The 14,404-nt window shown below is 72.5% G+C and carries 13 protein-coding genes; 5 read left to right on the top strand and 8 right to left on the bottom strand.

What is annotated here, in order from left to right; all coding sequences use genetic code 11:
• Positions 1 to 67 precede the first annotated feature (67 nt).
• Both G5C51_RS13815 and G5C51_RS13810 read left to right on the top strand, forming a co-directional pair.
• Entirely contained in the window at positions 68 to 1,672 is a 1,605-nt protein-coding gene (locus G5C51_RS13815; RefSeq protein WP_165236951.1) for an AMP-binding protein, read from the top strand.
• A 22-nt stretch (positions 1,673 to 1,694) separates the two neighbouring features.
• Positions 1,695 to 2,504: a PaaX family transcriptional regulator C-terminal domain-containing protein gene (locus tag G5C51_RS13810; RefSeq protein ID WP_165236950.1), complete on the top strand. Its 810-nt coding sequence runs from the start codon at positions 1,695 to 1,697 to the stop codon at positions 2,502 to 2,504.
• Here the strand turns inward: G5C51_RS13810 and G5C51_RS13805 are convergent.
• Together G5C51_RS13805 and G5C51_RS13800 are read right to left on the bottom strand one after the other, a co-directional pair.
• Positions 2,494 to 4,761 (bottom strand): bifunctional salicylyl-CoA 5-hydroxylase/oxidoreductase, encoded by a 2,268-nt coding sequence (locus G5C51_RS13805; protein ID WP_165236949.1) that lies wholly within the window; start codon positions 4,759 to 4,761, stop codon positions 2,494 to 2,496. The two genes, G5C51_RS13810 and G5C51_RS13805, sit on opposite strands and share 11 nt — an antisense overlap.
• A gap of 5 nt (positions 4,762 to 4,766) precedes the next feature.
• The gene (locus G5C51_RS13800) at positions 4,767 to 5,594 is read right to left on the bottom strand and encodes an enoyl-CoA hydratase family protein (RefSeq protein ID WP_165236947.1); all 828 of its coding nucleotides are present in this window, start codon (positions 5,592 to 5,594) and stop codon (positions 4,767 to 4,769) included.
• 189 nt (positions 5,595 to 5,783) lie between these two features.
• On the opposite strand from G5C51_RS13800, the gene G5C51_RS13795 reads away from it, so the two are divergent.
• On the top strand, positions 5,784 to 6,182 hold the full coding sequence (locus tag G5C51_RS13795; RefSeq protein WP_165236945.1) for an ATP-binding protein: 399 nt from the start codon (positions 5,784 to 5,786) through the stop codon (positions 6,180 to 6,182).
• Positions 6,183 to 6,193: 11 nt separating this feature from the next.
• On the opposite strand, the gene G5C51_RS13790 is transcribed toward G5C51_RS13795, so the two are convergent.
• The 4 genes from G5C51_RS13790 to G5C51_RS13775 form a co-directional block, all read right to left on the bottom strand.
• Positions 6,194 to 7,012, bottom strand: coding sequence for a MerR family transcriptional regulator (locus G5C51_RS13790; RefSeq protein WP_165236943.1), 819 nt, complete (start codon positions 7,010 to 7,012; stop codon positions 6,194 to 6,196).
• Between the two features lie 87 nt (positions 7,013 to 7,099).
• Complete coding sequence (gene argF, locus G5C51_RS13785) at positions 7,100 to 8,101, bottom strand: ornithine carbamoyltransferase (protein ID WP_165236941.1); 1,002 nt, start codon at positions 8,099 to 8,101, stop codon at positions 7,100 to 7,102.
• A gap of 39 nt (positions 8,102 to 8,140) precedes the next feature.
• A complete protein-coding gene (locus G5C51_RS13780) occupies positions 8,141 to 9,388 on the bottom strand; it encodes an arginine deiminase (protein WP_165236940.1) in 1,248 nt (415 codons plus the stop codon).
• A 62-nt stretch (positions 9,389 to 9,450) separates the two neighbouring features.
• Entirely contained in the window at positions 9,451 to 10,734 is a 1,284-nt protein-coding gene (locus tag G5C51_RS13775; RefSeq protein ID WP_206313803.1) for a peptidoglycan recognition protein family protein, read from the bottom strand.
• A 173-nt stretch (positions 10,735 to 10,907) separates the two neighbouring features.
• Here G5C51_RS13775 and G5C51_RS13770 point away from each other — a divergent pair, with 173 nt between their 5' ends.
• Positions 10,908 to 11,522, top strand: coding sequence for a histidine phosphatase family protein (locus tag G5C51_RS13770; protein WP_165236938.1), 615 nt, complete (start codon positions 10,908 to 10,910; stop codon positions 11,520 to 11,522).
• A gap of 31 nt (positions 11,523 to 11,553) precedes the next feature.
• Here G5C51_RS13770 and G5C51_RS43020 read toward each other — a convergent pair whose 3' ends face one another.
• Positions 11,554 to 12,150 carry a cupin domain-containing protein gene (locus G5C51_RS43020; protein WP_338118126.1) on the bottom strand — a complete coding sequence of 199 codons (597 nt, stop codon included), beginning with the start codon at positions 12,148 to 12,150 and terminating at the stop codon, positions 11,554 to 11,556.
• Positions 12,069 to 12,452, bottom strand: coding sequence for a cupin domain-containing protein (locus tag G5C51_RS13765; protein WP_276617625.1), 384 nt, complete (start codon positions 12,450 to 12,452; stop codon positions 12,069 to 12,071). Before G5C51_RS13765 ends, G5C51_RS43020 begins: the two co-directional genes overlap by 82 nt.
• A gap of 357 nt (positions 12,453 to 12,809) precedes the next feature.
• On the opposite strand from G5C51_RS13765, the gene G5C51_RS13760 reads away from it, so the two are divergent.
• Positions 12,810 to 14,381, top strand: a complete 1,572-nt coding sequence (locus G5C51_RS13760) for a Rossmann-fold NAD(P)-binding domain-containing protein (RefSeq protein ID WP_165236936.1) — start codon at positions 12,810 to 12,812, stop codon at positions 14,379 to 14,381.
• Positions 14,382 to 14,404: the final 23 nt, after the last annotated feature.

Genomic DNA, 14,404 nt, shown 5'->3' with positions numbered 1-14,404 from the left:
GACTCCCGTCACACCAACGCTACGCTCGAATCGGCCTGACAAGGCACACCTAGGGGGCGCAAGCATCATGCAGCTGAAGCCTTCGGCCCACGTGGACACCTTCGCCCGCGACCACCTTCCGCCGGCGGACCAGTGGCCCGATCTCACGTTCACCCTGCCCGAGTTGCACTATCCCGACCAGCTCAACGCCGCCGCGGAGCTCCTCGACCGCGGGGTGGAACGGTTCGGCGGCGCCCGCCCGGCGCTGCGCACGCCCGACGGCACGGTCTGGTCGTACGCGCATCTGCAGTCCCACGCCGACCGCATCGCGCACGTCCTGACCAGCGAACTCGGCGTCCTGCCGGGAAATCGCGTGCTGCTCCGCGGCCCGACCACGCCGCACCTCGTCGCCTGCTGGTTCGCCGTGCTGAAGGCCGGCGCGGTCGCCGTCACGGTGCTGGCGCAGCAGCGCTCCGCCGAGCTGGCGACGGTCTGCCGGATCGCCGAGGTGCGGTACGCGCTGTGCGACATCCGCTCCGTCGACGACCTGGCGAAGGCCGAGGTGCCGGGGCTGACCATGCTCGCGTACGGCGGCGACGCCCCCGACGACCTGCTGCGGCGCGCGGCCCGGCAGCCCGAGTGGTACACGGCGGTCGACACGTCGGCCGACGACGTGGCGCTGATCGGCTTCACCTCCGGGACCACCGGGCGGCCGAAGGGCACCATGCACTTCCACCGCGATGTGCTGGCGATCGCCGACACCTTCTCGGCGCAGGTGCTGCGGCCGCGGCCCGAGGACATCTTCGCGGGCAGCCCGCCGCTGGGGTTCACCTTCGGGCTCGGCGGTCTGGTCGTCTTCCCGCTGCGGGCGGGGGCGTCGGCGCTGCTGCTGGAGCAGGCCGGGCCGCAGAAGCTGCTGCCGGCGATCGCGGAGCACCGGGTGTCGGTGCTGTTCACCGCGCCGACCGCGTATCGCGCGATGCTCGCGGAGGCCGGTTCGTACGACCTGAGCTCGCTGCGCCGCTGCGTATCGGCCGGGGAGAATCTGCCCGAGGCGACCTGGCACGCGTGGCACGAGCAGCTGGGGCTGAAGATCATTAACGGCATCGGGGCCACCGAGCTGCTGCACATCTTCATCTCGGCGGCGGACGAGGGGATCCGGCCGGGGACGACCGGGGTGCCGGTGCCGGGATACGAGGCGCGGGTGGTCGGACCCGACGGGGTGACCGTGCTGCCCGACGGGGAGCCGGGGCTGCTGGCCGTGCGCGGGCCGACCGGGTGCCGGTATCTCGCGGATGAGCGGCAGCGGGAGTACGTACGGGACGGATGGAATCTGACCGGCGACACGTATGTCCGGGAGCCGGACGGCTACTTCCGGTATGTGGCACGGGCGGACGACATGATCATTACGTCCGGCTACAACGTCGCGGGCCCCGAGGTCGAGGACGCCCTGCTGCGCCATCCGCAGGTCGCGGAGGCGGCGGTGGTCGGGCGGCCGGACGCGGAGCGCGGGCAGGTGGTCGTGGCGTATGTGGTGACGGCCGCGGACGCGGAGCTGACCGAGGAGGCGCTGACGGAATTCGCGCGCGGGGAGCTGACGCCTTTCAAGTGCCCGCGCGAGATCGCCTTCGTGGACGCCCTTCCGCGCTCGCACACAGGGAAGTTGCAGCGGTTCCGGCTGCGGCAGTCCTGACCTGTGTCGATAGGGTGATCCTGTGGCAGAGCAGCGCACCCCGGGTTCACTCATCGTCAGCTTCTACGGCGCCTACGGACGCGACGTGGACGGCGGACGCGTGCCCGTGGCCGCGCTCATCCGGCTGCTCGCCGAGGTCGGCGTGGACGCCCCCGCCGTGCGCTCCGCCGTGTCGCGCCTGAAGCGGCGCGGCTTCCTGGCGGCCGCCGGGTCGGGGCGCGGCGGCGCGTACGCGCTCACCGCCGACGCCCGGCAGACCCTCGACGACGGCGACCGCCGCATCTACGACCGCCCCGCGGTCAAGGACGACGGCGAGTGGACGCTCGCCGTCTTCACGGTGCCGGAGTCCGAGCGCAACAAGCGGCATCTGCTGCGCTCGCGCCTCGGGCGGCTCGGCTTCGGGCAGGCGGCGCCCGGGGTGTGGATCGCCCCCGCGCATGTCGGCGAGGAGGCGCGGCACACCCTCGCCCGGCTGGAACTGAACGCCTATGTCGAGCTCTTCCGCGGCACTCACGAGGGATTCACGCCGACCGCGGCGGCGGTGGCGCGGTGGTGGGACCTGGAGGGGATCGCGGCGCTGCACCGGCAGTTCCTGGAGGGCCAGGAGCCGGTGCTCACGCGCCTGGCGGACGCGGACCCGCGGCAGGCCTTCCGGGACTATCTGCTGGCCGTCGACGCGTGGCGGCAGCTGCCGTACGCGGACCCCGGACTGCCCCCGTCGCTGCTGCCGGACGACTGGCCGGGCGGGGTCGCCGCGGAGGTCTTCGGGCGGCTGCACCGGGAGCTGCGGGACCGGGGCCGGGAGTTCGTGGTGGAGCAACTCACAGCGTGAGCCGCGGCTTCGGGGCGTCCGTACGGCCCGTCGGGGGCTGCCTGCTGCCCGCCTGATACGGCAGCGGCCACGGGGCCCCCGGGCCCGTATAGCCCTGCTCCGCCGCCGCGTGCAGCGTCCAGTTCGGGTCGTACAGGTGCGGGCGGGCCAGCGCGCACAGGTCCGTGCGGCCCGCCAGGATCAGGGAGTTGACGTCGTCCCACGACGAGATCGCGCCCACCGCGATCACCGGGACGCCCAGCTCGTTGCGGATCCGGTCCGCGTACGGGGTCTGGTACGAGCGGCCGTACGCCGGGCGCTCCTCCGCGACCACTTGGCCCGTCGATACGTCGATCCCGGCCGCCCCGTGCTCCGTGAACGCCCGCGCGATCTCCACCGCGTCCGCCGCCGTGGTGCCGCCGTCCGCCCAGTCCGTCGCCGAGATGCGTACGGTCAGCGGCCGGTCGGCGGGCCACACGTCACGGATGGCGTCGAAGACCTCCAGCGGATAGCGCAGCCGGGCGGCGAGGGAGCCGCCGTAGGCGTCCGTCCGCCGGTTCGTCAGCGGGGAGAGGAACGACGACAGCAGATAGCCGTGGGCGCAGTGCAGTTCGAGGAGGTCGAAGCCGGCGCGGGCGGCGCGCTCGGCCGCCGCCGCGAAGTCCTGCTTGATCGCCGCCATTTCGGTGGGGTGCAGGGAGTGCGGGGTCTGGTTCACGCCTTGCCGGTACGGGAGCGGGGACGGGGCCACCACCGGCCAGTTGCCGTCCGGCAGCGGCTCGTCGATGCCCTCCCACATCAGCTTCGTCGAGCCCTTGCGGCCGGAGTGGCCGAGCTGGATGCCGATCGCCGCGCCCGGCGCCTGCGCGTGCACGAAGTCCGTCACCCGCCGCCAGCCGGCCTCGTGCTCGTCCGCGTACAGCCCGGTGCAGCCCGGCGTGATCCGGCCCGCCGCGCTGACGCACACCATCTCCGTCATCACCAGGCCCGCCCCGCCCAGCGCCCGGGCGCCCAGGTGGACGAGGTGGAAGTCGCCCGGATTGCCGTCCACCGCCGAGTACATGTCCATCGGCGAGCAGACGACCCGGTTGCGCAGCGTCAGGCCGCCGAGCCGGAAGGGCGTGAACATCGGCGGGGTCCCCTCCGGCACCCCGGCCTCCCGCTCCACCGCCGCCGTGAAGTCCGGATCGCGCAGCCGCAGATTGTCGTGGGTGACCCGGCGGCTGCGGGTGAGCAGATTGAAGGCGAACTGCCGCGGCGGCTGGTCCGTATACCGCCCCAGCTCCTCGAACCACTGCAGGCTGGCGCGCGCGGCCCGCTGCGTGGACTCGACGACCGGCTTGCGCTCCGCCTCGTACGCGGCGAGGGCCTCCGGCACCGTGGGCTGCTCCTCGATGCAGGCCGCCAGCGCGAGCGCGTCCTCGACGGCGAGCTTCGTGCCGGAGCCGACGGAGAAGTGCGCGGTGTGTGCGGCGTCGCCGAGCAGCACCGTATTGCCGTGCGCCCAGCGGGCGTTGGTGATCGTACGGAAGAGCAGCCACTGCGAGCGGTTGCCGGTGAGCGGGCGGCCGCGCAGGGCGTCGGTGAAGTACTTGCCGCAGGCGTCGATGGACTCCTGCTCGTCGGCCGTGTCCAGGCCGGCCCGGCGCCAGACGTCCTCGTGCATCTCGACGATGACGGTCGAGGCACCGCTGTCTCCTGCGGAGGGAGCCGCGTACGGATAGCCGTGCAGCTGCATTACGCCGTGTTCCGTCTCCGCGATCTCGAAGCGGAAGGCGTCGAAGGCGAAGGGGGCGGAGAGCCAGATGTAGCGGCAGCGGTGGGTGGTCTCGGCGGGACGGAAGGCGAGGTCCCGGGTCAGGCTGTTCACCCCGTCCGCCGCGATGACCAGGTCGTACGCGTCCGACAGGCCCGGCGGCGCGTCCGTACCGAAGCGCAGGTCCACGCCCAGCCGGCGGCAGCGGTCCTGCAGCACCGCCAGCAGCCGCCGCCGCGACAGCGCGGCGAAGCCGTGGCCGCCGGAGCGCAGGGTGCGGCCGCGGTGCACCACGTCGATGTCGTCCCAGCGGACGAACTCCTCCTGCAGCGCCGCGTACACCACCGGGTCGGCGTGCTCGATGCCGCCGAGCGTCTCGTCCGACAGCACGACGCCGAAGCCGAAGGTGACGTCGGGGGCGTTGCGCTCCCAGACCGTGATCTCGCGGCCGGGGTCGAGGCGCTTGAGCAGGGCGGCGGCGTAGAGCCCTCCCGGCCCGCCGCCGATCACGGCGATGCGCATGGCGGTCAGCTCCCCTGCCACTTCGGCGGCCGCTTCTCGGTGAACGAGGCGTGGAACTCGCGGTAGTCGTCGCTGGTCATCAGCAGCGCCTGGGTGGAGGCGTCCAGCTCGACGGACGCCGGCAGCGGCATGTCGAGCTCGGCGGTGAGCAGCGCCTTGGTCTGCGCGTACGCGAGGGCCGGTCCTTCGGCGAGCCGGCGGGCCAGCGCCTGGGCGGCCGCGTCGGCGCCGCCCTCCTCCGTCAACTGGCTGATCAGGCCGATCCGTTCGGCCTCGGGCGCGCGGACCGCGTCGCCGAGCATCAGCAGCCGGGTGGCGTGGCCGAGGCCGACGACCCGCGGGAGCAGATACGCCGCGCCCATGTCGCCGCCGCTCAGGCCCACTTTCGTAAAGAGGAAGGCGAAGCGGGCGGTCGGGTCGGCGATGCGGAAGTCCGCCGCGAGCGCCAGCACCGCGCCCGCGCCGGCCGCGACGCCGTGCACGGCCGCGATGACCGGGAAGGGACACTCGCGGATGGCGCGCACCACCTGCCCGGTCATGCGGTTGAAGTCGAGCAGCTGCCCCGTCGGCATGTCCAGGGTGGCGCCGATGATCTCGTCGACGTCGCCGCCGGAGCAGAAGCCGCGGCCCTCGCCCGCCAGCACCAGGGCCCGCACGCCGCGGCTGCGGGACAGCTCGGCGAGCAGGTCGCGCAGGTCGGCGTACGCGCCGAAGGTGAGGGCGTTCAGCTTGTCGGGACGGTCGAGGGTGACGGTGGCGACGCCGTCCTCGGTACGGACGCGGAGGTGGTCCCAGCTCCCGGTGGACCGGGCGGATCCGGTGAACGGGCTCATATGAGGGAAGGTATCACCGGTACGTGACTGTCGTCACGAGTACGCGATACCGCAAGACCCGGGCAGAAGGTCCCGTGATCCAGGGCACTTCTGCTCCGCTACTCCCTACGCCCGGCCCTGACCAGGCGGGTGTCCGATTTCTTAGATTTGGACGTACCCACCCCCTTTCCGATACGGATGTGACCCCCCGTGACCGCCTGGAGCATCGAGCTGCCGCACACCGCCGCCGCGGTCCCGATCGCGCGGGCGCTGATCCGCAACGTGCTGCACGAGCTCGACGCCACCGAGACCGACCTGGACACGGCCGAACTGCTCACGTCCGAGCTGGTCACCAACGCCGTCGAGCACACCCGGGGCCCGCACCCGGTGGAGCTGTGGGTGCAGCTGGTGCCGGCCGGCCTCCAGGTCGAGGTCCGCGACCGCGACCCGGAGCTGCCGGTGAACCTGCTCGGCGCGGACATCCCGCCCGCCCCGCTGGTGGACGAGACCGGCCGCGGCCTGCTGCTGATCCGGACCCTGTCCACGGACGCCGGCGCCCGCCTGACGCCGCAGGGCAAGGCGGTCTGGTTCATCCTCAAGAACCACTGACGCCCGGGCAGCTACGCGCTGATCACGAACACCACGTCATACACCTCGTCGTCAGGCCCCGCCGCGTCGTAGTCGTCGACGCAGGCGACCTCGCGGCAGGCGCCCGCGATCTTCAGCCCCTGCCCGCCGATCCACTGCTCCACGGCCTCGTACGCGGACTGCATCTGCGGCTGCCCGATGTCCGCCTTACGCACCCTCGTGTACGCCTCGCGATGCGCCGGCTCGACCCGGGCCGCCGCCCCCTCGGGGACGCCCGTGGACGAGGCGATGGGCACGCACACCTCGGCCGGGCCGTCGCCGTCGTCCGACACCTCGCCGAAGTAGACGACGAAGTCGTACCCGGACTGGCCGCCGTGCTCCTTCGCCGCCTGGTTCAGCCGCCGCCAGGCCGCCGGGATCCAGGTCGGCAGCTCGCTCTGGCGGACGTGCCGCTGCTCGGTGAGCACGATCTGCTCGGGGACGTCGCGGGTCTTGATCTCGTACATGCTGTAGGCCTCCTCCTTGCCCGAGAGCCGGAGGCTGAGGTGCCCGGCGAGCTGCCGCTGGCCGGCGAAGCGGCGCTCCGCCCGCGCCCAGTACGCGTCGAGCACCGCCGCGCGGTCCTCGGCGGCGAGCACCTGGCCGACGTCGGCGAGCGGCATGTCGAGCCGCCGCAGCATCACGATCAGCCGCGCGTCGTCGAGCTGGCCCGCGGCGTAGCGCCGGTAGCCGCTGTCCTGGTCGACCTCGGCCGGCACCAGCAGCCCGAGCCGGTCGTACAGCCGCAGCGCTTTCTGCGACAGCCGCGAGCGCCTCGCGAAGGCACCGATCGTCAGCAGCGACTCGCCCATCACACCCTCATCCTCCGGTCCGGACGCCTGTCGCGCCCGGCGAGGACCACGCTGGGGCCTGCCCTTTGGTCAGGGTCAAGCCAGGGGTCAGGCCAGCGTCGCGACGAGCAGCGCCTTGATGGTGTGCATCCGGTTCTCGGCCTCGTCGAAGACCACCGAGTGCGCCGATTCGAAGACCTCGTCGGTGACCTCGAGCGAGTCCAGGCCGTACTGCTCGTGGATCTGGCGGCCGACCGCCGTGCCCAGGTCGTGGAAGGCCGGGAGGCAGTGCAGGAACTTCACGTCCGGCTTGCCGGTCGCGCGCAGCACGTCCATCGTCACCGCGTACGGGGCCAGCTTCTCGATCCGCTCGGCCCAGACCTCCTTCGGCTCGCCCATGGAGACCCACACGTCGGTGACGACGAAGTCCGCGCCGCCGACGCCCTCCTGGATGTCCTCGGTGAGGGTGATCCGGGCGCCGCTCTCCTCGGCGAGCTTGCGGGCCTGGGCGACGATCTCGTCGGCCGGCCAGTAGGACTTGGGCGCGACGATGCGTACGTCCATGCCCAGCAGCGCGCCGGTGACCAGGTAGGAGTTGCCCATGTTGAAGCGGGCGTCGCCGAGGTAGGCGAAGGCGAGATCGGTGAGGTCCCGGCCCGGGGCGTGCTCGGTCATCGTCAGCACATCCGCGAGCATCTGCGTCGGGTGCCAGTCGTCCGTGAGGCCGTTGTAGACCGGCACGCCGGCATACGCGCCGAGCTGCTCGACCGCGTCCTGCCCCGCGCCGCGGAACTGGATCGCGTCGAACATCCGGCCCAGCACCCGGGCGGTGTCCTTGACCGACTCCTTGTGGCCGATCTGCGAGCCGGACGGGTCGAGGTAGGTGGTCGAGGCCCCCTGGTCGGCGGCGGCGACCTCGAAGGCGCAGCGGGTCCGGGTGGAGGTCTTCTCGAAGATCAGGGCGATGTTCTTCCCGGCCAGCCGCGGGCGCTCGGTGCCCGCGCGCTTGGCCGCCTTGAGCTCGGCGGCCAGCTCCACCAGGCCGCGGAACTCGTCCGCGGTGAGGTCCAGCTCCTTGAGCAGGTGGCGGCCGGTCAGGTCTATCGCCATGGTTCGCGCTCCCGAGAATTTATACGGTAGAGCGTAATACTATACAGGCCCGCGCTCGACCGGGCAGCTCATGCACCGCGGCCCGCCACGCCCCCGCCCCAGCTCGCTGCCGCGGATCTCGATCACCTCGATGCCCTCCTTGCGCAGGAACGTGTTCGTCGTGGAGTTCCGCTCGTACGCGATCACCACCCCCGGCTCGACGGCCAGCACATTGCAGCCGTCGTCCCACTGCTCGCGCTCCGCGGAGTGCACGTCCTGGGTGGCGGTCAGCACCTTGATCGAGTCGAGGCCGAGGGCGGCGGCGATGGCGCGGTGCATGTGCTCGGCTGGGTGGTCGGTGACCTTCAGTTCCTCGTCGCCCGCGCCGGGCTCGATCGTGTACGAGGGCAGCATGCCCAGGCCCGCGTACTTGGTGAAGGTGTCGCCGTCGACCATCGTCATGACGGTGTCGAGGTGCATGAAGGCCCTGGCCTTCGGCATGTCGAGGGCGACGATCGTACGGGCCGAGCCGGCCGCGAACAGGCCGCGGGCGATCATCTCGACGGCCTGGGGGGTGGTCCGCTCGCTCATGCCGATGAGGACGGCGCCGTTGCCGATCACGAGGACGTCGCCGCCCTCGATGGTGGAGGGGTAGTCCTCCTGGCCCCTGGACCAGAAGTGGAACGGGCCCGACTCGGGCCCAGTGCTGCTACTTCCCACGAATAGCGGATGGTGCTTGTAGATCGCCTCGAAGTGCACGGTCTCGCGCTGCCGCGCCGGCCACTTCATGGCGTTGATGGAGACGCCGTCGTACACCCAGCAGGAGGTGTCGCGGGTGAAGATGTGGTTGGGCAGCGGGCCGAGCAGGAAGTCGTCCGGGTGCTTGGCGTGGAAGAGCACGGACGTCGGCTCGGGAAAGCGCTCCAGGTACTCGCGCTTCGTCAGCCCGCCGACCAGGTCCTCGACCAGCGTCGGGGACTCCAGGCCCTCCAGGGAGGTGCGCAGCTTGTCGGTGGCGAGCGGGCCGAATTCCTTCTCGTCGAAGACCCGGTCGAGGACCAGTTCGCGGGCGGCCGGGACATCGAGCGCCTCGGCGAGGAGGTCGCCGAAGAGGTGCACCTCGACGCCGCGGTCGCGCAGCACGCTCGCGAAGCCGTCGTGCTCCTCCTTGGCGCGGCGGACCCACAGCACGTCGTCGAAGAGCAGGTCGTCCTTGTTGGTGGGGGTGAGCCGCTTCATCTCGAGGTCGGGCCGGTGGAGGATCACTCTGCCCAGGCGTCCGGTCTCGGACTCGACGCGGTAGGTCATGCCAACAGGCTCCCATGCGGCGGGCCGCCCGGCAGGATGCCCGGGCGGCCCTCCTGGCCGGTTCAGGCCCCGGCCTGATCCTGCGGGTCGGCCTCGTACATCGACGACGGCGGGTCCTGCGCCTCGACGCCGCCGCGCGGGACGGCCGGCACGGGCAGTGCCTGCGCGTCCGGTACGGCCGTGTCCGCCGCCGCCGTGCGGCTGCCCAGCGCGCGGAACTCCTCCTTCACCACGCCGCCGAGCACGGCGCACCAGGTGCCGTCGTCCATCCGCCCGGTGACCCGCAGGCCGTGCAGGGCCTGCATCTTGGCGACGGCGACGTACGTGTCGCGGTCGTACGTGCCGGAGGCCTGCACATCGAAGAGCTTGGTCTTCAGCATCGACTGCACGGCGAGCACGGCGGGCCCGGTGGCGCCCATGCCGATCTCGGGGGCGAGCGCCTCCCACGTCGGACCGTTCATCGTGCCGTCCGAGGCGGTCGGGAAGCCGTGCGCGGTCTGGAAGGCGTGCACCGCGGCGAGGGTCGCCGGGCCGTACTTGCCGTCCGCGGCGACGGTGTCGTAGCCCGCCGCCTGCAGCAGGTACTGCAGCAGCGTGACGGTCGAGCCCACGCAGGAGGTGTACGTGTCCAGCCAGGTGCGCGCCGGGATGCTGCTCAGCGGCTGCCCGAGGGCCTTGGCGACCTGCAGCCGCAGCAGCGGGAAGGCGGAGTAGAACTTCGCGCCGGGGCACTGGGTGGCGTTCCAGTCCCAGTGGCCTGAGATCTGCTCGGCACCGAAGCCGTACTGGGTGCAGATCGTCGTGCACAGCCGCACCAGGGACATCCAGAGCTTCCCGGTGGGCAGTTCGGTGATGTACGTGCCCTCGTTCTCGATGCCGATGGACTGGGTGTTCTGGCCGACGGCGTGCGCGCTGACGACCTGGAAGCCGCCGTCCTCCAGCCCTTCCAGGCTGCGGTGCCGGCCCTCCAGCACATAGCCGCCGCGGCTGATGGAGAAGTGGTTGCCGGTGTCCGACCAGCCGTTCTTGTCCATGTGGATGTACTGCACCCGCTCGGCGCAGGCGACGGCGGCCTCGAGCGAGAAGTCCATGGTGTTCGGGAACGCCATGTGGTGCACCACGATCCGGCGGGTGGTGCCGGTGCGGATCGACAGCTCGCCCGCCGGGGGCCGGGCGCCCCATTCGTCGCAGCTGAGGATGTAGTCGGTGTCCGACGGGTCGGCGGGTGCGGCCGACGCGCCCCCTGCGGCGGCCAGCTGGCCGCCGCCGAGGCCGAGGGCGGCCGCGGCACCGGTGCCGGCTCTGAGGGCATTGCGGCGGGATATGTACACGGGCTCGAACGACATGGTCATTCCTCTCCGGGAAAGGCTGCCTTCTTCTAACCCGGTTGCCACATCAATGTCCAGGGTTTTCCGGACAGTTGACGACTGCCTTTGGTCTGTTCCTTTGGCGCTGTTACCTTCGCAGGTGAGAGCCGCATTCCCGGCCCGTAGCAGCGAAACAAGGCGATGACTATCAGATGACGACCCTTTACCTCGTCCGGCACGGCGAGACGGTCTGGCACGGCGGCAACCGCTACGCCGGCGTGAGCGACATCGGCCTCACCGAGCTCGGCGAGCGGCAGGCCGAGGCGCTGGGCACCTGGGCGGCGGACGCCGACCTCGCCGCCATCTGGTGCTCGCCGCTGTCCCGCACCCGGCACACGGCCGCGCCCGCCGCCGCGGCCACCGGCCTCGAGGCGCACATCGACCCCGACCTGATCGAGGTCGACTTCGGCATGGGCGAGGGCCGGACGCTGGCCGAGGTCCGCGCCACCGACCCGGCCGTCGCCGATGCCTTCGAAACCGACCCGGTGGTGAACCACTTCCCCGGCGGCGAGGACCCGGCGAAGGCCGCGGACCGCGCGGTGGCCGCGTACCGGCGGATCGCGACGACGCACCCCGGTGAGCAGAAGGTGCTGGTGATCGGGCACGGCACCGTGACCCGGCTGGCCCTGTGCCTGCTCCTCGGCATCCCGGAGCGGAACTACCGCCGGGTCATGCCGGAGGTCCGCAACGGCGCCCTCACCGAACTGGAGCTCACCGCCGAGCCGGACGGCCAGGCCCGGCTGCACTCCTTCAACACGGCGCTGTAGCGCGCGGCAGCGCCGTAACGCGCACCGCCGCTCAGCTCCCGGCGAGCGCGCGCAGTCCCGGCGCGAAGACCTCGTCGGCGAAGTACCGCGAGAGCTCCGCGGCCGCGGCCGGCTCGTGCGGGGTGAAGTCCGCCCGCCAAGTGCCCCGGCAGGAGCCGTCGTCGGGACCGTCCGCCAGGGTCAGCGTGGCGCGGTAGTCGTGCACCTCCATCGGCGACTCGGCGAACTCGTACACGCACTCGTACCCGCCCTCGCTCTCCCCCATCCGCAGCAGCCGCTCGCGGATCACCGCCCCGCCCTCGGTGACCAGGTGCCGCAGCTGGCCGGGGGTGTTCGCCGGCAGCCCCGGCTCGGCCGTCGCCTTCGCGATCAGCGGATGCCAGCCCGCGATGCCGGCGAAGTCCGCGACCAGCGGCCACACCTCGGCGCGCGGCCGCGGCAGTACGGCGGTGGCCTCGGCGTGCGCGGTGGGCGGCGGCTCCAGGGCGAAGTCGGCGTAGTCGAAGGCGGGCGCCACCACGCAGCTGACCAGCGCCTCGGTGTCCGTCAGCGGCCGGGCGGCCTGCCAGACCCCGCCGGGCACCAGCGCCTGCGGCTGCTGGCCGCGCTCGATGTCGGGGCCGAGCACGATCTGCGTCGTACCGGCCGCTCGCCGGTGCCGCCGAGGGAGAGCAGCAGCGGGCCGCCGCGATGCCACAGCCACAGCTCGTCGGAGCGGACGGTGTGCCAGCGCGACTCCTCGCGCGGCTGCAGCAGGAAGTAGATGCCGCTGGCCGCCGCCCGCGGTGCCGGATAGCCGGGCGGGTGCACGTCCGCACCGGCCACCGCCCAGGTCTCGGCGTACCAGCCGCCTTCCGGGTGCGGTTGCAGGCCGAGGGCGTCGGCGAGCGGCGGTCGGGCGGCGGCAGCGGTCTGGTGGTCGGAAGGCATGGTCGCTCCTTTGCCGTGGGGTCCCGGTCACGTTTGTTGCACGCCGGAGCACCGCGGGTCCAGAGCGGCGGGGTCGCCACCGAAGCGCGGGAGGAGCACGGGGGTGCAGTAGGACCATCGGGTGAGAGAGGCGCGTGTGGCTGCGATGGCCCCGTGTGGCGGCCCGCCCCCGTCCGCCGCCCCTGGTCCGGCCCCGGGTCCGCCCGCGCTACGGGCCCGGCGACACTGCCGCGCGCCCCCGGGCCCTGCCATCGGCGGCCCGCACTCCCTGGCGGTGCGGGCCGGGGCGGCGGGGCAATGGGACACATGAATCCCCTGGAGACACGCGAGTCCCTGGAGGCTCCGGGTGACGGCGCCTTGAGCACCCATGTCGACGTACGCTGCGCGCCCGAGGATGCCGCCGGGCTGCTCCGGGCCGCCGCCGCCCGGATCGAGCGGGCCGCCGGGTTCGCGCAGCCGCCGGCCGCCGCGCCCGAGGGGCTGCGGCTGCGGCTGCCCGGCGGGCTGCCGGCGCTGCTGTCGGTCACCGCCGAGCTGCGTGCCGAGCGCCGGGCCCCGGACGCGTACCGGCTGGCCCTGCAGACGGCCCCGCCCGCCGAACCGGCCGATCCGATGCTGCAGCGGGTCGCGCTCGCGCTGCACCAGCAGCCCTTCACCGACGCCGAGTCGGCGCAGATCCGCGACGAGCTGCCGCTGATGAACGAGGTGACCCTGCCGCTGCGCGGCACCCGCCCGCTGGCCGGCACCGCCCCCATCGTCACCGGCCACTTCCTCAACGACCTGGTGCACCTGGTGGACTGCCTGATCGAGGCCGGGGCCCGCCCGGACGCGATCACCGTGCTGCGCAAGGACTACGCGTACCGGCTGCGGCACCGCGTCGAGGGGCATCTGCTCGCGCAGGGCATCCGGGTGGAGCCGGTGGACCGGGCCGCCACCGCCGTCGCGGAGCACGGGCTCCGCGCCGCGGCGGCCGGGCTGCGCCCGCTCGCGCTCGACGACGGCGGCTATGTGCTGCCCGCGCTCCTGGACAACCACCGCGACCAGCTGGCGAATTGGGCCGGGGTGGTCGAGCAGACCATGTCCGGCATCTACAAGCTGGAACGATTCGGCAGCGATCTGCCGGTCCCGCTCTTCTCCGTCGCCCAGTCCCGGCTGAAGGGCACGCTGGAGTCGTACTGGATCGCCGACAACGTCGTGGAGGCGGCGCTGTCCATGCTGCCGCCGATGATCCTCGAGGGCCATCCGGTGCTGGTGATCGGCTACGGCCAGGTCGGCACCCAGATCGCCCGCCGGCTGCGCGCCCGGCAGCTGAACGTCGCCGTGTACGACATCGACGTGGTCCGGCTGATCGCCGCCCACCAGGAGGGGTTCTTCACCGCCAACACCCTCGACACGATCCTCTGGGACCACGAGCCGCTGCTGATCTTCGGCACCACGGGCCGCGGCTGCATGTCCACGGGCTCGTATCAGCGTCTTGCCCGGGACTGCTATCTGGCCAGTTGCACCAGCAGGGACGTCGAGTTCGACCTGCCGGCGCTGCGCAAGCTCGCGGTGGACGTGCGCCGGCAGCCGGCCGACGGCACGCTCTCCTGCACGCTTCCGCAGGGCGTGACGGCGCATGTGCTGGCGGAGGGCAGGCCGGTCAACTTCCACGAGCGGGACAGCATCACCAACCAGCGCGCGGACCTGGTCTTCGCCGGCATGCTGCTGGGCGCGGCGACGCTGGCCGCCGGGGACCCGCGGTTCGGGCCCGGCATCCGGCGGGCGGCGGCCGACATGGTGCTGGAGGACGCGCGCATCCTCGACCGGCATTACGAGCTGCACGGCCCGCGGGCCCAGTCCGGCGCCCCGGCGGACGACACCGCGACGCGGCGGGCGATGGCGGCGCAGATGCGGCAGGAGTGGAGCGCCGCCCGTAATCCCGGCTGATCAGGCCCACGCTGCCGGCCGGC

It is taken from the genome of Streptomyces coryli, assembly GCF_011044975.1.
Lineage (GTDB): Bacteria > Actinomycetota > Actinomycetes > Streptomycetales > Streptomycetaceae > Streptomyces > Streptomyces coryli.
This window is presented reverse-complemented; position numbering and strand designations above follow the sequence as displayed.